The sequence below is a fragment of the Devosia ginsengisoli genome, assembly GCF_024707105.1.
Classification (GTDB): Bacteria; Pseudomonadota; Alphaproteobacteria; order Rhizobiales; family Devosiaceae; genus Devosia; species Devosia ginsengisoli_A.
Window position 1 is genome coordinate 256,417 of sequence record NZ_JANQAJ010000005.1, and the last position, 22,290, is coordinate 278,706.

At 63.2% G+C, this 22,290-nt stretch carries 25 protein-coding genes and 1 other RNA gene; 16 read left to right on the top strand and 10 right to left on the bottom strand.

What is annotated here, in order from left to right; all coding sequences use genetic code 11:
- Positions 1-25 precede the first annotated feature (25 nt).
- The 4 genes from NVV79_RS02695 to NVV79_RS02710 all read left to right on the top strand — a co-directional run bounded on the left by NVV79_RS02695 (position 26) and on the right by NVV79_RS02710 (position 4,833).
- Complete coding sequence (locus NVV79_RS02695) at positions 26-1,294, top strand: AAA family ATPase (protein WP_303986002.1); 1,269 nt, start codon at positions 26-28, stop codon at positions 1,292-1,294.
- A 182-nt stretch (positions 1,295-1,476) separates the two neighbouring features.
- On the top strand, positions 1,477-2,829 hold the full coding sequence (locus NVV79_RS02700; RefSeq protein ID WP_303986398.1) for a CpaF family protein: 1,353 nt from the start codon (positions 1,477-1,479) through the stop codon (positions 2,827-2,829).
- Positions 2,829-3,803 carry a type II secretion system F family protein gene (locus NVV79_RS02705; RefSeq protein ID WP_303986004.1) on the top strand — a complete coding sequence of 325 codons (975 nt, stop codon included), beginning with the start codon at positions 2,829-2,831 and terminating at the stop codon, positions 3,801-3,803. Before NVV79_RS02700 ends, NVV79_RS02705 begins: the two co-directional genes overlap by 1 nt.
- 16 nt (positions 3,804-3,819) lie before the next feature.
- The gene (locus tag NVV79_RS02710; RefSeq protein WP_303986006.1) at positions 3,820-4,833 is read left to right on the top strand and encodes a type II secretion system F family protein; all 1,014 of its coding nucleotides are present in this window, start codon (positions 3,820-3,822) and stop codon (positions 4,831-4,833) included.
- A gap of 14 nt (positions 4,834-4,847) precedes the next feature.
- On the opposite strand, the gene NVV79_RS02715 is transcribed toward NVV79_RS02710, so the two are convergent.
- Positions 4,848-5,075, bottom strand: coding sequence for a hypothetical protein (locus NVV79_RS02715; protein WP_303986008.1), 228 nt, complete (start codon positions 5,073-5,075; stop codon positions 4,848-4,850).
- 9 nt (positions 5,076-5,084) lie between these two features.
- Positions 5,085-5,855: a tetratricopeptide repeat protein gene (locus NVV79_RS02720; protein WP_303986009.1), complete on the bottom strand. Its 771-nt coding sequence runs from the start codon at positions 5,853-5,855 to the stop codon at positions 5,085-5,087.
- 268 nt (positions 5,856-6,123) lie between these two features.
- On the opposite strand from NVV79_RS02720, the gene NVV79_RS02725 reads away from it, so the two are divergent.
- The gene (locus tag NVV79_RS02725; protein WP_303986011.1) at positions 6,124-7,461 is read left to right on the top strand and encodes a M17 family metallopeptidase; all 1,338 of its coding nucleotides are present in this window, start codon (positions 6,124-6,126) and stop codon (positions 7,459-7,461) included.
- A 51-nt stretch (positions 7,462-7,512) separates the two neighbouring features.
- Positions 7,513-8,436, top strand: coding sequence for a helix-turn-helix domain-containing GNAT family N-acetyltransferase (locus NVV79_RS02730; protein ID WP_303986013.1), 924 nt, complete (start codon positions 7,513-7,515; stop codon positions 8,434-8,436).
- A gap of 321 nt (positions 8,437-8,757) precedes the next feature.
- On the opposite strand, the gene NVV79_RS02735 is transcribed toward NVV79_RS02730, so the two are convergent.
- From NVV79_RS02735 to NVV79_RS02745, 3 genes are all read right to left on the bottom strand, one after another.
- Positions 8,758-9,468, bottom strand: coding sequence for a YqaA family protein (locus NVV79_RS02735; RefSeq protein ID WP_303986015.1), 711 nt, complete (start codon positions 9,466-9,468; stop codon positions 8,758-8,760).
- 90 nt (positions 9,469-9,558) lie between these two features.
- Positions 9,559-10,497 (bottom strand): glyoxylate/hydroxypyruvate reductase A, encoded by a 939-nt coding sequence (locus tag NVV79_RS02740; protein ID WP_303986017.1) that lies wholly within the window; start codon positions 10,495-10,497, stop codon positions 9,559-9,561.
- A 174-nt stretch (positions 10,498-10,671) separates the two neighbouring features.
- On the bottom strand, positions 10,672-11,496 hold the full coding sequence (locus NVV79_RS02745; RefSeq protein ID WP_303986019.1) for a cytochrome c family protein: 825 nt from the start codon (positions 11,494-11,496) through the stop codon (positions 10,672-10,674).
- Between the two features lie 340 nt (positions 11,497-11,836).
- On the opposite strand from NVV79_RS02745, the gene NVV79_RS02750 reads away from it, so the two are divergent.
- The 3 genes from NVV79_RS02750 to NVV79_RS02760 all read left to right on the top strand — a co-directional run bounded on the left by NVV79_RS02750 (position 11,837) and on the right by NVV79_RS02760 (position 13,349).
- Positions 11,837-12,667 (top strand): prephenate dehydratase, encoded by an 831-nt coding sequence (locus tag NVV79_RS02750; protein ID WP_303986021.1) that lies wholly within the window; start codon positions 11,837-11,839, stop codon positions 12,665-12,667.
- Between the two features lie 80 nt (positions 12,668-12,747).
- The gene (locus NVV79_RS02755; RefSeq protein WP_303986023.1) at positions 12,748-13,008 is read left to right on the top strand and encodes a CopG family ribbon-helix-helix protein; all 261 of its coding nucleotides are present in this window, start codon (positions 12,748-12,750) and stop codon (positions 13,006-13,008) included.
- Positions 13,008-13,349: a type II toxin-antitoxin system RelE/ParE family toxin gene (locus NVV79_RS02760; protein WP_303986025.1), complete on the top strand. Its 342-nt coding sequence runs from the start codon at positions 13,008-13,010 to the stop codon at positions 13,347-13,349. Before NVV79_RS02755 ends, NVV79_RS02760 begins: the two co-directional genes overlap by 1 nt.
- Before the next feature lie 43 nt (positions 13,350-13,392).
- On the opposite strand, the gene NVV79_RS02765 is transcribed toward NVV79_RS02760, so the two are convergent.
- Positions 13,393-14,268 carry an LOG family protein gene (locus NVV79_RS02765; protein ID WP_303986027.1) on the bottom strand — a complete coding sequence of 292 codons (876 nt, stop codon included), beginning with the start codon at positions 14,266-14,268 and terminating at the stop codon, positions 13,393-13,395.
- 60 nt (positions 14,269-14,328) lie between these two features.
- Between NVV79_RS02765 and NVV79_RS02770 the strand changes: the two genes are divergently transcribed.
- Positions 14,329-15,186 (top strand): DUF817 domain-containing protein, encoded by an 858-nt coding sequence (locus tag NVV79_RS02770; RefSeq protein WP_303986029.1) that lies wholly within the window; start codon positions 14,329-14,331, stop codon positions 15,184-15,186.
- A 196-nt stretch (positions 15,187-15,382) separates the two neighbouring features.
- Here the strand turns inward: NVV79_RS02770 and NVV79_RS02775 are convergent, their stop codons facing one another.
- Complete coding sequence (locus NVV79_RS02775) at positions 15,383-15,550, bottom strand: hypothetical protein (RefSeq protein WP_303986031.1); 168 nt, start codon at positions 15,548-15,550, stop codon at positions 15,383-15,385.
- A gap of 76 nt (positions 15,551-15,626) precedes the next feature.
- The gene (locus NVV79_RS02780) at positions 15,627-16,283 is read right to left on the bottom strand and encodes a glutathione S-transferase family protein (RefSeq protein ID WP_303986032.1); all 657 of its coding nucleotides are present in this window, start codon (positions 16,281-16,283) and stop codon (positions 15,627-15,629) included.
- Positions 16,284-16,558: 275 nt separating this feature from the next.
- On the opposite strand from NVV79_RS02780, the gene NVV79_RS02785 reads away from it, so the two are divergent.
- The 6 genes from NVV79_RS02785 (at position 16,559) to recR (ending at position 20,139) form a co-directional block, all read left to right on the top strand.
- Complete coding sequence (locus tag NVV79_RS02785; RefSeq protein ID WP_303986034.1) at positions 16,559-16,816, top strand: AbrB/MazE/SpoVT family DNA-binding domain-containing protein; 258 nt, start codon at positions 16,559-16,561, stop codon at positions 16,814-16,816.
- Entirely contained in the window at positions 16,810-17,130 is a 321-nt protein-coding gene (locus NVV79_RS02790) for a type II toxin-antitoxin system PemK/MazF family toxin (RefSeq protein WP_303986036.1), read from the top strand. Before NVV79_RS02785 ends, NVV79_RS02790 begins: the two co-directional genes overlap by 7 nt.
- A 44-nt stretch (positions 17,131-17,174) precedes the next feature.
- Positions 17,175-17,270: signal recognition particle sRNA small type (gene ffs, locus NVV79_RS02795), an RNA gene on the top strand.
- Positions 17,271-17,387: 117 nt separating this feature from the next.
- Positions 17,388-19,154 carry a DNA polymerase III subunit gamma/tau gene (locus NVV79_RS02800; protein WP_303986037.1) on the top strand — a complete coding sequence of 589 codons (1,767 nt, stop codon included), beginning with the start codon at positions 17,388-17,390 and terminating at the stop codon, positions 19,152-19,154.
- On the top strand, positions 19,151-19,474 hold the full coding sequence (locus NVV79_RS02805) for a YbaB/EbfC family nucleoid-associated protein (RefSeq protein ID WP_303986038.1): 324 nt from the start codon (positions 19,151-19,153) through the stop codon (positions 19,472-19,474). The genes NVV79_RS02800 and NVV79_RS02805 overlap by 4 nt, the downstream gene beginning before the upstream one ends.
- A 68-nt stretch (positions 19,475-19,542) precedes the next feature.
- Entirely contained in the window at positions 19,543-20,139 is a 597-nt protein-coding gene (gene recR / locus NVV79_RS02810; protein ID WP_303986040.1) for a recombination mediator RecR, read from the top strand.
- Between the two features lie 56 nt (positions 20,140-20,195).
- On the opposite strand, the gene NVV79_RS02815 is transcribed toward recR, so the two are convergent.
- Both NVV79_RS02815 and NVV79_RS02820 read right to left on the bottom strand, forming a co-directional pair.
- On the bottom strand, positions 20,196-20,693 hold the full coding sequence (locus NVV79_RS02815) for a hypothetical protein (protein ID WP_303986042.1): 498 nt from the start codon (positions 20,691-20,693) through the stop codon (positions 20,196-20,198).
- Between the two features lie 68 nt (positions 20,694-20,761).
- Entirely contained in the window at positions 20,762-22,177 is a 1,416-nt protein-coding gene (locus NVV79_RS02820; RefSeq protein WP_303986044.1) for a DNA recombination protein RmuC, read from the bottom strand.
- Between the last annotated feature and the right edge of the window lie 113 nt (positions 22,178-22,290).

Here is a 22,290-nt window from a genome sequence, read left to right on the forward strand (position 1 = left end):
CCAGGCGTCAAGGAGTAATGGTTTCATGAGTTTTCTCAGTTCAGAGCCCAAGGTAGAAGAGCCGGCAGCCGATATTGCCTCGGGCGCGCGCCTCATTCCGCGCATCACCATCCAGGCCTTCTGCGAACATTCCCAGACGGCCCAACTGGTCGAAAGCGCCATCCATGACCGGCGCATGTCCAAGGTGGCCCTCACCACCCACAATGGCGGCATCGACGGCGCGGTCGAGACCTACAAGTCCAACCCCACGCCCAATCTGATCATCGTCGAGACCAATCTCAGCCCCGACGAAATCCCTGGCGCGCTCGAGCGCCTTGCCGAAGTCTGCGACGCCTCGACCCGCGTCGTGGTGCTGGGCCATGTCAACGATGTGCTGCTCTATCGCGAGCTGATCCGCTCGGGGATTTCGGAATATATCGTGCTGCCGGCCACCGCCCAGCAGATCGTCAGCGCCATCACCGATCTCTTCGCCTCCGAAAATGCCGCCCCCATCGGGCGCACCGTGGGCTTTGTCTCGGCCAAGGGCGGCGCCGGTGGCTCCACCGTCGCGCATAACGTCGCCTGGGCCATCGCCACGGCACTCCGGCAGGATAGTTTGATCCTCGATATGGACCTGGCCTTCGGCACGGCCGGCCTCAATTTCAATCAGGACCCGCCGCATGGTCTCGCCGATGCGCTCTCGGCCAACCAGAAGGTCGACCAGACCATGCTGGATCGCCTGATGAGCAAGGCGGCCAGTCACATCAACCTGCTGACCGCGCCGGTCACGCTGGATCGCACCTTCGATTTCGAGGAGCGCGAATTCGAGCAGATCCTCGAACTCTGCCAGAACACCATGCCCATGGTGGTGCTCGATATTCCCCATGCCTGGAACGCCTGGGTCCGCCAGACGCTCGCCACCATCGACGAAGTGGTGATCGTGGCCGAGCCGGACCTCGCCAACCTGCGCAATGCCAAGAATATTGCCGACACCGTCCGTGCCCTGCGCCCCACCGAAAATGCGCCCTGCCTGGTGCTCAACAAGGTGGGCATGCCGCGCCGGCCCGAAATCAATCCGGCCGAATTCGCCTCCTCGGTGGAATGCCAGCTTATCGGCCAGATTCCGTTCGACGCGGCCCTGTTCGGCACCGCCGCCAACAATGGGCAGATGATTGCCGAGGTGGCCGCCAACAACAAGATCAACGATGTCTACCGCGCCGTCAGCCTGCATGTGACGGGGCGGCAGGCGACACATGCCGGGGGCCGGTCATCGAACCTGATGAAACTGCCCTCTTTCCTGAAGAAGCGGGCCTGAGGGCGGTCTTTGTAGCCCTCTAGAACGGTAGGACGACCATGTTTGGCAAGCGCACATCTTTTGGTGGCAATACTCCGGGCGTCGGCGAAGTCCAGCGTCCGGTTCCGAGTGCCGCGCCGCAAGCCGAAGCCCAGTCTGCGCCCGCGCGCCGGTCCGCTGATACTGATGCCATGGCCGCCCGCATGCGCGGCGGCGACGAAGTGGTCGATGTCCGCGCCCCGGCCGATGCCGCGCGCGACAAGGAATATTTCCACACCAAGTCGGCCATCTTCAGCGCGCTGATCGATTCCATCGATCTCAGCCAGCTCGCCACCATGGACCAGGATGCGGCGCGTGAGGAAATTCGCGACATCGTCGCCGAGATCATCGCGCTCAAATCCATCATCATGTCCATTTCCGAGCAGGAAGACCTGCTCGAGGATATCTGCAACGATGTGCTGGGTTATGGCCCGCTCGAGCCGCTGCTGGCCCGCGACGATATCGCCGATATCATGGTGAATGGGTCCCAGAAATGCTACATCGAAGTCGCCGGCAAGGTGAAGCTCACCAATGTGCGCTTCCGCGACGATGCCCATCTGATGAATGTCTGCCAACGCATCGTCAGCCAGGTCGGCCGCCGCGTCGATGAAAGCTCGCCTATCTGCGACGCGCGCCTGCCCGATGGTTCCCGCGTCAACGTCATCGCGCCGCCCCTGGCCATCGATGGCGCCGCGCTCACCATCCGCAAGTTCAAGAAGGACAAGCTGACCCTCCAGCAGCTCGTCAAATACAATTCCATCTCGCCCGAAGGCGCCGAAGTGCTGCGCATCCTTGGCCGCGTCCGCGCCAATGTGCTGATTTCGGGCGGTACCGGCTCGGGCAAGACCACCTTGCTCAATTGCATGACCGCCTTCATCGAAAAGGATGAGCGCGTCATCACCTGCGAGGACTCTGCCGAACTCCAGCTCCAGCAGCCCCATGTGGTGCGCCTCGAAACCCGCCCGCCCAATCTCGAGGGCGAAGGCGAGATCACCATGCGCGATCTCATCAAGAACTGCCTGCGCATGCGGCCCGAACGCATCATCGTCGGCGAAGTCCGTGGCCCCGAGAGCTTCGACCTGCTCCAGGCCATGAATACCGGTCACGATGGCTCCATGGGCACGCTGCACGCCAACAGCCCGCGCGAAGCCCTTTCCCGCCTCGAATCCATGATCACCATGGGCGGCTACAGCCTGCCCAGCCGCACCATCCGCGAGATGATCACCTCGTCCATCGATGTCGTGGTGCAGGCCGCCCGCCTGCGCGATGGTTCCCGCCGCATCACCCACATCACCGAGATCCTCGGCATGGAAGGCGACGTGATCGTGACCCAGGATATCTTCCTCTACGACATCCTGGGCGAGGACGGGAATGGCATGCTGCTCGGCAAGCATCGCTCCACCGGCATCACCAAGCCGCAATTCGCCGAGCGCGCCCGCTACTTCAACGAGGAAGCCAACCTCGTCGAAGCGCTCGAAAAGTCCAATACCGAACAGCGTCAGTTGCTGGATTCGTGATGACCACTATCCTGCTCGTCGTTTTGGCCATGATCACCGTCGGTGCGGCGGGCTTTGCGCTCGTGCCGTCGGCGCTGGGCGGCAGCCGGGCCGACAAGCGTCGCAAGGCGCTGCAGGGCGATCTGCGCGTCAACCGCCTCGAAGCCAATGCCGCCCGCAGCCGCGACGACCGGCGCAAGAGCGTGCAGCAGGCCCTCAAGTCGCAGACCAATGCGCTCAATGCCCGGAAGCGCGTGACCCTGCCGCAACTGCTGTTCCAGGCCGGCATGACCATCAAGCCGGCGGCCTTCATCCGCAACAGCATCATCTTCGGCGTGGCCGTGCTGGTCATCCTCATTGTCGTCCAGGTGCCGATCTACCTGGCTCCGGTCTTCGCCGTGGCTGCCGCCTATCTGCTGCCGCGCATCTATGTCGGCCAGAAGCGCAAGAAATATCAGGACCGCTTCCTCGACGAATTGCCCAACGCCGTCGAAGCCGTCGTGCGCGGCGTCAAGACCGGCCTGCCGCTCAACGACTCCATCCGCGTCGTCGCCAAGGATGCCAAGGAGCCGGTAAAATCCGAATTCGGCCGCGTGCTCGACCAGCAGGCCTTCGGCCTGTCCATGACCGAGGCGGTCACCGTGCTGCTCGATCGCGTGCCTTTGCCCGAGGTCAATTTCTTCGTCGTCGTCATCACCGTGCAGCAGCAGGCCGGCGGCAATCTCAGCGAAGCGCTGGGCAACCTGGCCAAGGTGCTGCGCAATCGCAAGAAGATGAAGATGAAGATCAAGGCCATGTCGTCCGAGGCCAAGGCCTCCGCCGGCATTATCGGCTCGCTGCCCTTCGTCGTCGGCACGCTGGTGAGCGTGGTTTCCCCCACCTATCTGGTGCCGCTCTTCACCACGTCGCTGGGCCATATCTGGCTGGGCGTGGGCGCGGTCATGCTGGCTTTGGGCATTTTCATCATGAACCGCATGATTCAGTTCGACTACTGACCGGGAGCGCGCCGCCATGAATTTCGTCGAGCTTCTGACCCAGCGGGAATTCCTCATCTCCGTGCTCGCCGCCGTATCGGCCGCGGCGGTGGTCTTCACCTTCGGCTCCAGCTTCATCGTCAAGTCCGAGATGCGCAGCCGCATCAAGCGGGTAGCTTTGGAGCGCGAGAAGATGCGCGCCGAGGAAATGGCCCGCCTGCGCGGCGGTGGCATCGCTGCTGCCGATAGTCGCGGCATCCGGCGCAACGCCGAAACCAAGACCTATATGAAGAATGTCGTGGAGCGCTTCGATCTCAAGAAGGCGTTCCAGGACGATGCCACCGTCGACAAGCTCGCCATGGCCGGTTTCCGCGGGCAGGGGCACCTGACCACCTTCCTCTTCATGCGCTTCGTGACGCCCCTGGTCGTGTTTGCGCTGGCCGCGCTATATCTGCTGGTGCTGGCCCCGGGCGGCCGGCCGCTCTACCTCAATGTCACCTACGCCGTCGGTGCTGCCCTGCTCGGCGCCTACCTGCCCAATCTGCTGCTCAAGAACACCACCACCAAGCGCCAGGCCTCCATCAAGAAAGCCTGGCCCGATTGTCTCGATCTGATGCTGCTCTGCGTCGAGGCCGGCATGTCGATGGAACACGCGTTCAAGCGCGTCGCCAAGGAAATCGGCGCCCAGAGCGTCGAGCTGGCCGAGGAACTGACCCTCACCACGGCCGAATTGTCCTTCCTCGAAGACCGCGGCCGCGCCTATGACAATCTGGGCCGCCGCACGGGCCTGGATGGCGTTAAGTCGGTGATGACCGCGCTGATCCAGGCCGATCGCTACGGTACTTCGGTCGGCCAGGCCCTGCGCGTCATGGCCGAGGAAGGCCGCGAGCAGCGCATGATGGAGGCCGAGAAGAAAGCCGCCTCCCTGCCGCCCAAGCTCACCGTGCCGCTGATCCTGTTCTTCCTGCCGGTGCTGTTCATCGTCATCATGGCCCCGGCCATGATCAAGGTCTTCGGCAGCCCGGTCTCCAGCGCGATGGGCGGCGGCTGAACGCTCGGCCGGATTCAGGCGCGCTTGGAGACTTTCTGGCCCATCCGCTCCATGGCGATGCGCGAGAACAGGTTCCCCTCTTCGGCGACCCGGTTCTTGCTGATCGCGGCGAAGCTGTTGGCGAGCTGGGCATTCTTGTCGATGATCGACTGCGCCTCGGCCCGGCGTGCCTTGCGATATTCCATCTGGCTGGCGATGGGGAATTTGTGCATATTCCAGCGGGAAATTTTTTCTGTCGCCATGGCGCCGTGTCAGCCCTGTTCGATCAGGTCCCAGCGGTTCTGCTGCGTCAGCAACGCCCGCACATAGGCCATATTACTCTCCACCTGCGCTGGTGGCAATTCGGTCGCATAGAGCGCCCGGCATTCCTCGAACCGCCCCTGCAGGCCCACGATCAGCGCCAGGTTCTGGCGGATCTGGCTGGTCGCCCCGCGCATCTGCACCGCCCGGCGCAAATGCTGCTCGGCGGCCGGCAGTTCCTTGGTCATGGCATAGGAAAGGCCCATATTGGCCTCGATCGAGGCCTCGCCCGGCGCGAATACCAGCGCCTGCGCATAAAGCGCCCGCGCTTCCTGGTTGCGGCCGACCTGGTCGAGCGTCGCGCCCTTGACCAGCAGCGCATTCCAGTCCGGTGCTTCGGGACGGATCACATTGTCCAGCACCTGCAGCGATTGGTCGAACCGCCCATCTGCCGTCAACGCCTTGGCATAGGCCACCGCGACATCGACGTCGCCGGGGTAATAGGCCATGCTGATTTCCAGCACCGATACGGCCTGCTGGCTCTGCCCCACCGCGCGCAATGCCGCCGCATAGTGGATGGCAATGCCCTTGTCCTTGGGGTTGGATTTGTAGCGCGCCGTCAACTCGGCCAGGCTTTGCTGGCTCTGGCCCGCCGCCATGCCGGAATAATCCGGCGAGGGCATGCTGGTCCGGTTCGACGCGCAAGCGCTGATCGCCACCGCCGCCACGCCGGCCAGCAGCAGCACGCGCAGGGGTTTCGAAAAGCGGTTCAGCGGTGACATATCCCTGCAATAAATCATTAACCCTAACGGGCGGTTAAAGCAGGCTGCTGTTCGCCGACATCGGAGCCAAACCACCCCCACCCTTTATCTCTCCCCACAGGGGGGAGGGAGACAATGAGCACTGGCATCCGATCTGGCGCCTCCCTCCCCTGGATGGGGAGGGGATCGAGGGTGGGGTGGGGCCACGCGCACAGCGCGCGCAATCACCCCCCGCGTTGCCGCGACTCTCCCGCCCCGCTACAACAGCAGCAACACCCCGGAGTCCACCATGCCCAAAGCCCCCGTCCTGCCCCTCATCTGTGTCGAAGAGGGTGGGCTCGCCGCCGCCAATCTGTCCGCGACCCATGCGGCCTGGGCTCAAGCCAACGGCTTTTCCGGCCAGCGCGGGCGCCTGCTGGCGCTGCCGGGGCAGGGCGGGGCACTCGATGCCTTTCTCTTCGGTACGGGCGAAGCCGACACCCGTCCGGCTCTGGTCACCGGCCTTGCCGGTGCCGCCCTGGCTCCCGGCGCCTATCGCCTCGAAGGCGCCCTGGCCGATCCCGATCTCGCCGCCCTCGGCTTCCGCCTCGGCGCCTATCGTTTCGATCGCTATCGCCAGGGCAAGCCCGCGCCTACCCTGGCTGATCCCGGCCCCGCCGAAGTCACCCGCCTGGTTGAAGCCGCGACCTTGGCGCGCGACCTCATCAACACCCCGGCCAACGATCTGGGCCCCGACGCCTTCGAGGCCGAAATCCGTGCCTTCGCCAAGGCCCGCAAGATGGACATCAAGGTCACATCGGGCGATGCCCTGCTCAAGGCCAACTTCCCCATGATCCATGCCGTCGGCCGCGCCAGCCCCGAGGCGCCGCGCCTGGTCGATCTCACCTGGGGCAAGGCCGGCGATCCCAAGGTGACGCTCGTTGGCAAGGGCGTCACCTTCGATACCGGCGGCCTCGATATCAAGTCCGCCTCCGGCATGCTGATCATGAAGAAGGATATGGGTGGCGCCGCCAACGTGCTCGGCCTCGCCCATGCCATCGTCTCGGCCAAGCTGCGCGTCCGCCTGCGCGTCTTGATCCCCATCGTCGAAAATGCCATTGCCGGCGCCGCTTTCCGCCCCGGCGACGTGCTCAAATCCCGCAAGGGCCTCACCGTCGAAATCGGCAATACCGATGCCGAAGGCCGCCTCATCCTGGCCGATGCGCTGGCCCTCGCCGATGAGGAAAAGCCCGACCTGCTGCTCGACATGGCAACGCTGACAGGCGCCGCCCGCGTCGCCCTCGGCCCCGATCTGCCGCCCCTTTACAGCACCGACGACAGCCTCGCCCGTGCCCTCATGGCGTCAGGCGCCCTGAGCGACGATCCCCTGTGGCACATGCCCCTCTGGTCACCCTACGATTCCATGATGAGTTCGAAAATCGCCGATGTGAACAATGCGGCGACCGGCGGCTTTGCCGGCTCGGTCACCGCCGCATTGTTCCTGCGCCGCTTCGTCGGCAATGCCGGCGCCTGGGTCCATCTCGATATCTATGGCTGGGCCCCCGAAGCCCGCCCCGGCCGCAGCCAGGGCGGCACCGACCAAGGCATCCGCGCCGTCTATGGCGTGCTGAAACAGCGATATAGTTGACTATGACAACGAGTTGATTGACTATGTCAACAGTCAATCAGGAGTCGGACCATGTCCGTCAATCCCGCCGATATTGCGCAGGTCCGCGCCTTCAACCGCTTCTACACCAGGGTCATCGGCCTGCTCGAAGAGGGCATGCACAAGAGTGCCTATAGCCTGGCCGAGGCGCGGGTGATCTATGAATTGGGAAAGCATGGCAGCTCCACCTCGGCCATCATCGCCCATACGCTGCAGATGGATCGCGGTCAGATGAGCCGGCTGGTCTGGCGCCTGATGGATCAGGGGATTGTCGCTTCGCTCCCACGCACCAGCGACAAGCGCATGGTCCCGTTGGCTCTGACCCCCGAAGGCGACGCGCTCTTCCGCCGCTTCAACGAAATGAGCGACGCTGCCGCCGCCACTGGCCTGCTCGAACCGCTGGACGAGTTCGGCCGCCGTGACCTCGTCGGCGCCATGCGCCGCATCGAGGCTCTGCTGGGTGAGCCGGGCGATACCCCGCTCGTCCTGCGCCCCCATCGCGTCGGCGATATCGGCTGGCTCATCCATCGCCAGGGCCTGCTCTACCATCTCGAACAGGGCTGGAATGGCGAGTTCGAGACGCTCATCACCCGCATCTATGCCGAATACGAAGCCGCCCCCGCCACCCCACCCAAATCCCTCTGGGTCGCCGAGCAGGATGGCGAGATCGCCGGTTCGGTCTTCATCATCCCCGCCGAAGAAGCCGGCACCGCCCAGCTCCGCATGCTCTATACCGAGCCCGCCTTCCGCGGCCACGGCATCGGCAAGCGTCTGGTCGATGAAGCTGTCCGCTTCTCCCGTGCCTCGGGCTACCGCCGCGTCATCCTCTGGACCCAGGACTGCCTGGTCTCCGCCCGCCGCATTTACCAGGCCGCCGGCTTCCAACTGATCCGCGAAGAAAAGCACCACTCCTTCGGCGTGGACCTCAACGGGCAATACTGGGCCCTGGAGCTGTAGGGGTAAGGACAGCAGAGGGCATGGGCTTGTGCCCACTCCCCGGGGGGAGGGTTGGCCTTGAGCGCATGAGGCTGGCTACCCCTCTCCCCTTGTGGGAGAGGGTGGAAATCCGCGTCCAGCGGATTTCCGGGTGAGGGGGCTGCGCTATCCCATGCTTTAGTGCCAGTGGCTAACTCGACGCCCCCTCATCCGCCCGGAGCCTGACTTCGGGCGCTACGCGACCCGGAGGGGCACCTTCTTCCACAAGGGAAGAAGGCAAAGCGCCCAAGCGCTGGAAGTAAACACTCCCCTTTGAGCAGAGCTGGGGGCTTTCTGAAGTCCCTAGTCCAGCGACAGGTCCGGCTGCAGCGTGGGCAGGTTGAACTCATCGGGCGTCGCCTGGTCGATGACCTCAACGGCCTCCTGCACCTGTTCAGTGCCGGCTTTAGGAAACAGCAGCGGCGCCATGGCAAAGCCCACGATGACCAGCACCAGCATGCCCCAGCCCGCCACCGCCTTGTGCTTCTCGATGAAGCGGTTGGCGGCAGGGCCGAAGAAATAGAACAGACCGCAGGGCACGAAATAGCGCGCGCCGCGTCCGATCAGCCCATAGATGATGAAGGTCCACAGGTCGAGCCCGGCCACCCCGCTGGTAATGGTGATGACCTTGTAGGGAATGGGCGAAATCGCGCCGATGATGATCATCAGCGGCCCATTGTCGTTGAAGCTCTGCGTCAGCGAGGCAAAGCCGTCTCCGGCGCCGTAGAAATCGATGATCGCCCGACCCACCGTATCGAACAGGTAATAGCCGATGGCATAGCCGGCCAGCCCCCCGATCACCGAGGAAGCCGTGCAGATCGCCGCCAGCCGCCAGGCGCGCCGCCGGTCGGCCACGATCATCGGCGCCAGCATGATCTCCGGGAAGATCGGCAGGATCATCGCTTCGAGAAAGCACAACAGCGCCAATATGGGCTCTGCCAACCGATGCTGGGTCGCCAGCTTGAGACGGTCGTAGAATTTGAGGGGTTTGGCCTGCGCAGGATTGTCGGTCATTCGGCCCTGTTACTGAACATTTGTGACGCGGCTACCGCGCCGCCTGCCACACATTGCATGCTCCGTGCGCTTGCCGGAATAACGATCGCGTCAGTATCCCCGTCCACGATCCACCACATTCACCAGCGCCCCACCCGCCTCGTGTTCGCGAATGATCCGGGAAAAATACGCCACCCCGGTCGCCTCATTGCTGATCGCCGCGATATGCGGCGTCACATAGCAATTCTCGATCTCCCACAGCGGGCTCGTCGCCGGCAGCGGCTCGGTCTCGAACACATCGAGGCTCGCCGCCCCCAGCGTGCCATCGCCAAGCGCCCTGACGATATCGGCCTCCCGCTGATGCCCGCCGCGCGCCGCATTGATGATGACAGGGCCGCCATCCAGCTTGCCGCGCCGCAGCTTGCTGAAGGTCTCGTAGTTGAGAATGCCGGTGGTTTCCGGCGTCAGCGGCAACAGGTTCACCAGAATGTCGGTGCCTCCAAGGAAGGCGTCGAACGTCTCCATCCCGGCAAAGCCCTCAACGCCTGCAATGTCCTTGGCCGTCCGGCTCCAGCTCCGCAGTGTAAAGCCCAGCGGCTTGAGTCGCTCAGCTGCATCCTGCCCCAGCACGCCCATGCCCATGATGCCGACCGTCGTTTCCGATGCCGCCGGCGGGTAGAGCTGGCTCCAGCGCCTGGCCTTCTGGTCGGCGCGGAACCGCGTATAGAGCCGGTGATGCATGGTCACATGCGCCACCACATAGTCGCTCATGCGCTGGCTCAGATCCGCATCGACAAACCGCACGATGGGCGCATCCGGCAGTCGCGGATGCTTCAGCAGCGCATCCACGCCCGCCCCCAGCGACAGGATGGCCTTGAGACCATCAAGCCCGTCGAACGCCTCGGGCCTGGGCTTCCACACGAAGATATAGCGCACTGCTGCCGGGTCGAAATCGTCGCCCCTCTGCACCACGGGGTAGGGGGCCAGCGCCGCCTTCAGCTTTTCGGCCCAGCTCGCCTCGTCGACATCGGACAGGTGCAGCAGCAGCATGATGATATCCTCCTCAAGCAAAGAGCTGCGCCTTGCGGGCGCAGCTCCTGTTCAAATCCGGTCTGGAGCGTTTCCAGCAAAAGTAGCAAACGGTTTTGCGGTTCGGAAACGCGACAAACGAAGAACCAGAGCGATTTCGCCGTTTCAACGAAACGGTGAAATGCTCTGGCGCGATTACTGCGCGGTGGTGGTCGGGGTGCCTTCCACCGGGGTTTCCGTCGATGTGGTTTCCGGCGTGTCCGTCACGGCGGCCGGCTCTGTCGCGGGGGCATCGGCCGGCGCGGCGGCAGGGGCCTCGGCCCCGGCTTCCGCCGGTGCGGCAGCCTCGGCGTCAACTGCGGGTGCAGCTTCTGCGTCGGCGGCCGGAGCAGCCTCCGCATCGGCAGCGGGAGCCGCTTCCTCTGCCGGGGCAGCCGCGTCACCCTCGCCCTCGGCTGGCGCGGCTTCTTCGGCGGCCGGGAACGGCACGGGGTTGGCCGACAGCGTCTGCAGGTAGGCCAGGATGTCGGCGCGTTCCTCGGCGGTGCGGATACCGGCGAAATTCATCTTGGTGCCGGGCACATAGTCGGCCGGCTTGGTCAGGAAGTGGTTGAGATTCTCGTAGGTCCAGGTGTCGCCGGCGGCGTTATGTGCCTTCATGCCGTCGGAATACGAGAAGTCCGGCACGGCACCCTCGGGGCGGCCCACCACGTCATAGAGATGCGGACCCTGCTTGTTGGGCTCGCCCTCGCCGAAATTGTGGCATGACTGACACTTCTTGACGGCATTGGCGCCCTTGGCCGGGTCGGCACTCGCCAGCAGCAGGCCCAGCGGCACTTCCGGCTCGGCTTCCGCCACCGCGGCGCCGTGATCGGCGACTTCCGGCTCCGGCAGGGCATAGCCCGGCCCGCGCCCCTCGATGGGATGGTAGATGGCGTCAGCGACGAAGCCGGCACCCATGACGAACAATAGCGTGCCGAGCACGGCGCCCATGATCTTGTTAAGCTCGAACGAATCCATTTGGTCTCTCTGCCGGTCCATCCCCTGTGGACTTGTAGTCGAACCCGGCTCGACTTTCGATAGTCCCAGGGGAAAATCGCCTCAACGGAGCGGCCCGACGCGGGCGGAAGATAGTCGCTAGGCGAAGCGGGCGCAACCATCCAAAGGCCTGCTGCGACACTTCGAACCGTCCCGCCGGCAAAATCGCTCCAGTGGAGCGATTTTAGGTGAGAAGGCCATGAGAGCTATGCTCGAATGGCAGGAATGCTTCCCCCTGAGTGGAGCCACCTCCATCTGCCTCAATTGACTCCGTCACCCCCTGGGTTCAAAAGCCTTTCGCCTACCACGTATGGACCTTTCGATGACCAAGAAGATCGCTTTTCAGGGCGAGCCCGGCGCTTTCAGCCATGCCGCCGCCTCCAATGTTTTCCCCGGCGAAGAAGCGATCGGCTGCGTCACCTTCGAGGAAACCATCAATGCCGTGCAGTCCGGCCGCGCCGACTATGCCGTGGTCCCGGTGGAAAATTCGCTCTATGGTCGCATCACCGATATCCATCACCTGCTGCCCGAAAGCGGTCTCAACATCATCGGCGAGACCTTCCTGCGCGTCGAGATGAACCTGCTCGGCGTGCCTGGCGCCACGATGGCCGATATCAAGGCCGTGCAGTCGCTCTCGGTCGCCCTCGGCCAGTGCCGCAAGTTCATCATCGAACACGGTTTCCGTACCATCAATGCCGTCGATACCGCCGGCTCGGCCCGTGAAGTGGCTGACAAGGCCGACAAGTCCGTTGCCGCCATCGCCTCGCGCTTCGCCGCCGATATCTATGGCCTCACCGTGCTCGCCTCCAATATCGAGGATGCGGACCACAACACCACGCGCTTCCTCGTCCTGTCCCGTGACAAGCAGGAAGCGCCGGCCGGCAATGGCAAGGTCAAGACCACCTTCGTCTTCCGCGTCCGCAACGTGCCCGCCGCGCTCTACAAGGCCATGGGCGGCTTCGCCACCAACGGCGTCAACATGACCAAGCTGGAAAGCTACATGGTCGGCGGCGCCTTCACCGCCACCCAGTTCTACGCCGATATCGAAGGCCACCCCGCCGATCCGGCCGTCCAGTTCGCCTTCGAGGAACTCGGCTTCTTCACCGACCACTTCCGCGTCCTGGGCGTCTATCCGGCGGCGGAAAGCAAGTAGGGCGGGTAGCGAATAGCTGAAATTGCTTGCCACTTTGCGTTTTTGTAATACACTGTATGCTCATTGTTTGGAGCATCTTCATGGCTGGCCAAGACCTTTCCGATCCGATCACACTCCGGCTTCCGCGTGACGTTCTGGCGGCAATTGAACGGATCGCGGAAACCTCGGATCGCACCCGAAGCTGGGTTATGGTGCGCGCTCTGCGTCTTTACCTGGCGGGGGAGGGCGCCGAGATTCTGAGCGTCGCAGACGGCCTCAGGCAGCTCGGTAACGGCGAGTCCGAAGACATGGATGATGTCATCGCGCAGGTGGAACAGATCGTCCGCGGAAATGCCGCTTGATGAAAGTCCGGCTTTCCAGAAACGCCGCGGACTACGTGCGGCAGGAAGCTGCATATCTTCGACAGCACAATCGATTGGCGGCGGAGCGCTTCCTGGAAAGAGTGAAGTCCGTAAGACGCGACCTCGCCAGCTTTGCCGAAGCCGGATTCTTTGACGAAGCTCTTCCGGTTCCCGGAATGCGCAGGTTTGTCCGCGACGGCTATTTCTATGATTATCGCGCTGGGAAGGACCTGATTGAGATCGCAGCGATTTCAAGCTCGGTGAACCGGCCGTTGTTGACCCCGTCCGATGACGATGATTTCGACTACGAGGCACCGCTGAGCAGCGATCCCGATCCATAGCTTGGCGATAATAGTCCGCAAATGCTCGCGTTTGCGCGCTCCCTCAGTCCCCCCGCAACACCTCATCGATCTCGGGCAGATTATAAAACTGCCGCACAATGTCCCAGCCTTCCTCGGCCGTATCGACGATATTGAACAGCTTCGGATCGTCAGGCGCGATCGTGCCGGCTTCCGCCAGCGCCTCGAAATTGATGACCTTGCTCCAGAATTCCGCGCCGAACAGCAGCAGCGGCACCCGGTCCATGCGCCCGGTCTGGATCAGCGTCAGCGTCTCGAAGAATTCGTCCAGCGTGCCGAACCCGCCGGGAAACACCGCCACCGCCTTGGCCCGCATCAGGAAATGGATCTTGCGCGTGGCGAAATAGTGGAAGTTGAAGCTCAGCTCCGGCGTCACATAAAGGTTCGGCGCCTGCTCATGCGGCAGCACGATATTGAGCCCGATCGACGGCGCCCCCACATCGGCCGCGCCCCGATTGCCTGCTTCCATCACGCCCGGGCCCCCGCCCGTCACCACCACATAGTCCGAAAAGCCCATGGCCTTGGAGGTGAACGAGGCCAGCTGTGCAAACCGTCGCGCTTCGTCATAGTAGCGCGACGCGGCTTCGAGATTCTTCTTCTGCATCTCGTTCTTGGCTGCCCAGGCCGGTTTGCCCGGTGCCGGAATGCGCGCCCCGCCGAACAGCACCACGGTCGAATTGATGCCCCGCTCGCGCAGGCAGAATTCGGGTTTGAGATATTCGAGCTGGAAGCGCACCCCACGCGTATCTTCCGAGGTCATGAATTCGTCGTCGGCAAAGGCCAGCCGGAACGCGGCCGATTGCGTCTGCGGCGTCTGCGGCGCACGCTTGGAGGCGGCGACGTCTTCGACCGAAGTGCGCAACGAAGTGGGACGACGTCTGGTCATGCGAAGCACCGCCATAATTCCGAAATCTTCGACAGGGCATATCCAGCCCCGACGATGTGAGCAAGGGCACCCGCCTTGAACCAGTTCACGACTTTGGAAGCGCGGATCGATGCGGCGGCCCATGCCGTCCTCGCGCGCCTGCCGCGCGGCAGGCTGGCCGATGGCCTCGTCGAATTCGTGGTCTTCGGCCTCAAGCAGGCCTGGGCCTGCCTGTTCGGCGGGCTGATGCTGGGCATGATCCTCGTCACCCGCCTCTGGTGGCCCGATATCGGTCTGGCCCGCTACGACGCCTGGTTCCTCGCTGCCCTGCTCATCCAGGGCGCCATGCTGGCCCTTCGCCTCGAAACATTGAGCGAAGCCAAGGTCATCCTCATCTTCCACCTCGTCGGCACCGGCATGGAACTGTTCAAGACATCAGCCGGCTCTTGGATCTATCCCGAGGATGCCATCTTCCGCCTCAGCGGCGTGCCACTCTTTTCCGGCTTCATGTATGCCTGCGTCGGCTCCTACATGGCCCGCATCCAGCGCATTTTCGATATCACCTTCACCCGTTACCCGCCGGTCTGGGCCACGGTGCTGCTGGCTTTGGCCATCTACGTAAACTTCTTCAGCCACCATTTCATCTTCGATTTCCGCTGGCTGCTCTTCGCCGTCCTGGCCATCCTCTATTTTCCCAGCACCATGCATTACCGCGTCTTCCGCTTTCGCCACCGCATGCCCGTGCTGCTGGCCTTCCTGCTGGTCGCCCTATTCATCTGGATCGCCGAGAATATCGGCACCTGGTCCCGCGCCTGGATCTATCCCGATCAGGCCGATGGCTGGACGCTGGTGAGCTGGAGCAAGCTGGGCTCCTGGTATCTGCTGATGCTGATTTCGGTGGTTCTGGTAACGCTGGTCCACCCGCCCAAGGCGTATGAACCCGTAGTCGATTGACCTGCAAAGGCATTGGCCTCCTCCCTTCTCCCCTCGTGGGAGAAGGTGCCCGAAGGGCGGATGAGGGGGCCCCGAACTATCCATTGGCATTGAAGTATGGGAGTGCGCAGACCCCTCACCCGGAAATCCGCTGAACGCGGATTTCCACCTCTCCCACAAGGGGAGAGGGGCAAACCCTGAACTGTGAATAAACCAATCAGTCCCGCGCTAGCACCATCACGCGCAACCGCTCCAGCCACCGCCTGATCGTGGCGCCCACGCTCGGCCTGTCCTCATAATTGCGCAGCATATACTCGGCCAGCCGATAGCCTTCCGCCACGATATGGCGCTCGTCACGACTGAGGCCCACCGATGGAACGCGCATGCCAGCCTCCGCTTATGGTTGATGAAACCTTAACGCGGCAGGGTGAGCGGAGTCCGCCAGTATATGGAACTATGGTTTACCCGGCTTGCTGGCCCGCCGCATTGGCCACCGCCAGCTGCGCATCAAAGGCGCGCTGATAGGCTGGTCGTGCCTGTGCGCGGGCCGTGTAGGCGGAAATGTTGGCAAATTCATCCAGCAGGCCCGACGGCTTTACCCGCAGCAACACATGCACCATCATGATATCGGCCGCGCTGAACGCCCCATCCAGCCATTCGCTGTCGCCGAGCCGCCGGGCAAGCTCGCCCAGTCGCACCCGAATGCGGTCCTTGACCAGAGGCATGCGCTGTTCGGTCCAGCTCTCCTGGCCCTCGGCGAACCGGGCGGTCTGGAGCTCCAGAATGGGCGGCTCCACCGTACCGATGGCTGCGAACATCCAGCTTATCGCCCGCGCTCTGGCATTGGCATCGTCGGGCAACAGGCCCGGGTGTTTCTCCGCGATATGCAGGATGATCGATCCGGTCTCGAACAGCACCAGGTCGCCGTCCTCATAGGTCGGAATCTGCCCGAAGGGCTGCAGTGCCAGATGCGAAGGCTCCTTCATCTGCTTGAACGATACGAGCCGCACATCGTAGTTCTGGCCCACTTCCTCGAATGCCCAACGCACGCGCATGTCCCGCGACAGTCCAGCGCCACGATCGGGCGATGTGGCGAAGGCAGTAATTGTCGGCGTCATGGCAGTTCTCCGGGATTAGCGTTCCATGCCTATACGACGAATGCCGGCATATTCATTCGACACGCCACGGGAGATTTTTCGTTCCGGCAACCACGGAGTTCCCTTCTCCCTTCGTGGGAGAAGGTGCCCGAAGGGCGGATGAGGGGGCAGGGTCATCCATTGGCGCTAAGCGTCGTCGGGACTCATACAGCTTTAAGTCTCTTGCTGCTCATCGGCAGATGCAGTTTGTAATAACATTGTTGTAACAATGTACGCGCTATGCTATGGCTTGCAGCATGCAAAGCGCTTTCAAGAAGTTTGGCAATTCGACCGGCGCGATCATCCCTAAGCCTATGCTTTCGGAAATGGGAGCCGAGGCGGGGGACAAGATCGATATCGCCTTCACGGACGGCCAGATCGTCATCAAACTGATCAATGAGCATCCACGCGCGGGCTGGGCAGAGGCCGCCGCGGCCATTGCCGCTGCTGGCGACGATGAGCTTGTCCTGGGCGATTTTCCCAACGACGACGATGAAACGGAGTGGGTGTGGTAACGCGCGGTGAGATTTGGCTCGCGGCGCTGGACCCGACCGTTGGAACGGAGATTCAAAAGACCCGGCCTGTTCTGGTCGTTTCACCCGACGACTTGAATGCCTATCTGCGCCTCGTGACCATCATACCTTTGACCTCGGGAAGCCATCCGGCGCCGTTTCGCATTCCGCTGCAGTTTGCGGGCAGGGACGGACTTCTGCTGCTGGAACAGGTTAGATCGGTGGACAAGAGGCGCCTCATCAAGTTGCTAGGGCAGGCAGAGCAATCCACGTTGAGGCAGGCGCTTGCAGCGCTGCGGACCTACTACGCTGACTAGACTAGGTCTTGCATCCGCCCCTTTTTCCCCTCATATACCGCTCCGGGAGGTTGGCGCGGACGTGTTCCTCGCCAACCGGGTCAGGTCCGGAAGGAAGCAGCCCCAACGAGACCTTCACGGGTCGTTGCCAGCCTCCTACTCAACTGTTCAAACTTGGCATTTGACGGCGCGGAACGGCCTCTGGCCTTTTGCGGAACCTATGGCATTGCCCTATGGTCGCAGCATGACCCAAGGCAGATTCCCGGCAATACGAGGCAATGGAGGGCTCGATGGCTGATGCACCGACCTCGCCCTATCTCGTCCTCGCCCGCAAATACCGGCCGCGCGATTTCACCACGCTTGTCGGCCAGGATGCCATGGTGCAGACGCTGGGCAATGCCTTCGCACAGAACCGCATCCACCATGCCTTCATCCTCACCGGCGTGCGCGGCGTGGGCAAGACCACCACGGCCCGCATCCTGGCCCGCGCCTTCAACTACGAAGATGCATCCGGCCCCCATCCCACGCTCGATCTGGCGGTCGAGGGGCAGCACTGCCGCGCCATCATCGAAGGCCGCCATGTCGACGTCATCGAAATGGACGCCGCCTCCAATACCGGCATCAACGACATCCGGGAGATCATCGACTCGGTGAAATACGCGCCGTCCTCGGCGCCCTACAAGGTCTACGTCATCGACGAAGTCCACATGCTCTCGACCGCGGCCTTCAACGGCCTGCTCAAGACCCTCGAAGAGCCGCCCCCCTATGTGAAGTTCATCTTCGCTACCACCGAAATCCGCAAGGTGCCGGTGACCATTCTCTCGCGCTGCATGCGGTTCGATCTGCGCCGCATCACGCCCGAGATCATGACGGCCTATCTCGAATCCATCCTGGGTCAGGAGGGCATATCCTTCGAGCCCGAGGCCCTGGCCATGATCGTCCGCGCCGGCGAAGGCTCGGCCCGCGATAATCTTTCCCTGCTCGATCAGGCTATTTCCCACGGCAATGGCACGGTGTCAGCGGCGACGGTCAAGGCCATGCTCGGTCTCGGCGACCGCGCCCGCATCATCGACCTCTTCGAGCAATTGATGGGCGGCCGCATCGGCGAGGCCATCGAGACCATGCGCGCTCTCTACGACATGGGCGCCGATCCGCAGACCCTGGTCGCCGACCTCGCCGACTTCACCCATCTGGTGACCCGCATCAAGGTCGTGCCAGCGGCGGCCGACGATGTTTCGCTCACTCCCGATGAGCGCCAGCGCGGCGCTGAGCTGGCCGGCAAGTTGCCCATGCGCGCGCTGACCCGCGCCTGGCAGATACTGTTCAAGGGCTATGACGAGGTCGCTCGCGCCAGCAATGGCCTGCAGGCGGCCGAAATGGCGCTGATCCGCCTCGCCTATGCCGCCGACCTGCCCAGCCCCGACGATCTCATCGCCCGGCTGGCCAACCAGCCGGCGCCCGCGCCGAGCCTGCCGCCGCCCAGCGCCCCGATCAATCGCGGCCCCTCCGGCGGTGGTGGCGGTGGCACATCGGCCCTGCGCGTCGAAGCCCCGCGCCCGGTTGCGACCGAAGCGGTGGCCGCTCAGCCTTCGGCATCCCAGCCGCAGGCTCAGGCTGCGCTGGCGACCGTCGCCAGCTATAAGGAACTGATCGCCCTGGCCGGCGCCAAGCGCGACGTGCTGGTCAAGCTCGCCCTCGAAAGCCAGATGCGCCCCATCTCCTTCGAGCAGGGCCGCATCGAAGTTGCTTTGGCCGATGGTGCCGATCCGGGCATGATCGCCACGCTGTCCGCCCGTCTCCAGCTCTGGACCGGTCAGCGCTGGCTGGTCAATGTCTCGAGCAAGCCGCCCGAGGGCCTGACCATCCGGCAGGAGGCCGTGCAGCGCCAGCAGGCGGCCCAGGCCGCCGCGCATGACGATCCGTTGGTCAAGGCTATTCTCGATACATTTCCCGGAGCCAAGCTGGTCAATGTGACGGTACGCGATGACGCGACCGCTATTGAGCCCGACCTGCCTCCGCCCCCACCCGAAGAGGACGACGAATGAAAGACATCATGGGTATGATGAAAGCCGCCAGTGAGATGAAGGGCAAGATGGAGGCCATGCAGGCCGAGCTTGCCGATCTCGTGGTAGAAGGCCGCTCCGGCGGCGGCATGGTCGTGGTCTCGCTTTCGGGCAAGGGCGACCTCAAGGGCGTCAGGATCGATCCGTCCCTGTTCAAGGAAGACGATGTCGAAGTGCTCGAGGATCTGATCATCGCCGCCCATGCCGATGCCAAGGCGAAATCGGAAGCCGAAATGCAGCGCAAGATGGCCGAGGTCACCGCTGGCCTGCCCATCCCGCCGGGCATGAAATTCCCGTTCTGATTTTCACGCGTCCGGCGCGTCGATGCTAACAGTCTGCTAACCAATTCGGTCCAGGTGCGAACACGAAAATGGCGTCCGGTGGCCCCGAAATCGAACAGCTCATCCAGCTCCTGGCCCGCCTGCCGGGCCTCGGCCCGCGCTCGGCCCGCCGTGCCGTTCTCCAACTGATCAAGAAGAAGGATCAGCTCATGATCCCGCTTTCGGCCGCCCTCGACCGCGCCGTAAGTGCCGTCCGTACCTGCGAAATTTGCGGCAATGTCGATACGGTCAGCCCCTGCACCATCTGTGCCGACTCCCGCCGCGCTGAAAGCGGCATGCTGATCGTGGTCGAAGATGTCGCCGACCTCTGGGCCTTGGAACGCGCCGGCGTCGGCGCCGTCCGCTACCACGTCCTGGGCGGCGTCCTCTCGCCCCTCGACGGCGTCGGCCCCGACGACATTTCCATCGATGACCTCTTGAAAAGAGCCGTCGATTTCAAGGAGATAGTCCTGGCCGTCAACGCCACCGTCGAGGGCCAGACCACCGCCCATTACATCACCGACCGCCTTGCCGGCTCGGGCACCAGGGTCACCCGCCTCGCCCACGGCGTCCCCGTCGGCGGCGAGCTCGACTATCTCGACGAAGGCACCCTCAGCCAGGCCCTCAAGGCCCGCACCGAAATCTAGAGCGTTTCCAGCAAAAGTGGGTCCGGTTTTGCGGTTCGGAAACGCGACAAACGAAGCTAGTGCAGGTCGGGATCAGTCCTGAACTCGTCGCCACCGTCCCAGGCTTCTTCCTCAAGACTTTCGTCTTCGTCCTCGTCATCGAAGAAGGCCTCGTCCTCATCGCTCTCGATGGCATGCCGGGCGTCCTCGTCATCAGGTGACAGCGCATCGAGCCGGTCGGCCGGATCATTGTCGAAATTGGTGGCGAGCCCGGCATAGGTTTCCCCGTCGTCGCCATTGGCGATGGTGGCGCTCAATTCATCGATCGCCCGGTCCAGCTCGTCGAGCATGGCGGCCGGGTCCTGGCCGCCCCAGTCGCCGCTTTCGCGGATTGCTGCCTCGTCGCGCAACTCCTTGAGACGCGCCAATCTTTCGCTGGCCGAACGGTCTTCGCCATAGAGCAGGTCTTCCACCTCGCTCTGCGTAAAGGGCTGGGCAATGCCCGGCTGGTCGGCATTATCGAAATTCGTGTCCTGCGGCACCATGGTGCCGTGATGGTCGTGATGCTGCGCCATATCAGTCTCCCTTGGCTCGATTGACCAAGGCAGAACGCGCGGGAACCCAACCGGTTCGACACTCGTGATCAGGAAAGATCGCCGGGGTCCTCGTTCACCAATCGCAGCTTGGGCATGTCGTCATCGCCATTCTCCCAGCCGGCCGGAAGCTGCTTGTTCGACTTGGCCCCCAGTTCGCGCAGCATCTCTACCTGTCGCACCACATTGCCGCGTCCGGAGCTCAACTGATCCTTGGCTTTGGCATATGCCCGCTGAGACTTGTCGATGGCGTCGCCGACCTGATCCATGGTGGCCAGGAACCCGGCGACCTTTTCATATAGCGCCCCGGCACGTTCGGCGATTTCCTCGGCGTTCTGGTGGCGCTTTTCGATGTCCCAGAAATTGCGCACCGTGCGCAGAACGGTCATGAGTGTCGTGGGCGTGGTCAGCATTACGCCCTTGCTCATGCCGAATTCGACCAGCTTGGCATCGTTCTGGATGGCCGTGGCAAGAGCGGACTCGATAGGCACGAACATCATCACGTAATCGAGTTTTGAGCCGGCGGCGCGGTGATAGCTCTTGTCGCCCAGCGTGGCGATATGCGTCCGCACCGAAGTGATATGGGCACGCAAATGCTGCTCGCGCAGATCGTCCTCGCTGTTGACGAAGGCTTCGAAGGCGGTCAGCGAGACCTTGGAATCGATCACCAGCACGTCGCCATTGGGCATTCTGATCTCGACATCGGTGCGGACGCGATGCCCGTCCTCGCCGGTATGGTTCGTCTGGGTGAAGAACTGCTCGCCCTCACGCAGCCCCGACTGTTCGAGGATGGTGGAGAGGATCATCTCACCCCAGGCGCCCTGAGTCTGCGAATTGCCCTTGAGGGCGCGGGTGAGGTTCTGCGCCTCCGTGGTGATCTGCAAATTGCTTTCGACCAGCGCCTGAATGCGCTCCTTCATCGCCGATCGATCTTCGATCAGGCCCCGGTGGAACTCCCCGATCTTCTCGTTGAGCGGCTTGAGCAGGGTATCGACCTGTTCGCGATTCTGCTTCGTGAAGGTCTCGCTCTGGTTCTTGAGCACATCACCGGCAATGGCCTTGAACTCATCGGTCATCTGCTGGCGGGCCTCGAAGAACCGCGCCAGATTGGCCTCCGACTGCTTGGTCTGTTCCATCATGCGCGCCCGCAATGCTGACAGTTCCGCATAAAGGTCGGCGCTTTTGGCGCGTTCGGCATCGATCAGGTCGCCGGTCCGCTCGCGCTCGCGCTGCCCCTGCTGCTCCAGTTCGCGGATGCGGCTGTCCCGCTCGGCGATCTGCGTCTGGAAATTCGCGCGCAAGTCTTCCGATGCCTGCTGTGCCGCGATCTCGGCCCGTCGACCGCTGGCGCGTATGGATGCGATCAGCAGTCCGGCAACGAGCAGGGCCGCCAGCGCGGCGCCGCCAAGAATGGCAGCTTGCTGCGTCACGGGAAAATCGCCAAGCACGAAGAGCATATTATCCATCGGCGCATGTTAGCGCGATTCGCGTGTTCGCATAATGTTCTCTCTGCGCCGACCACAAGAGTTGACCGCGGCGCGGCAAATACCATATCGAGAGGCAAATCCTTTTCTGCCGG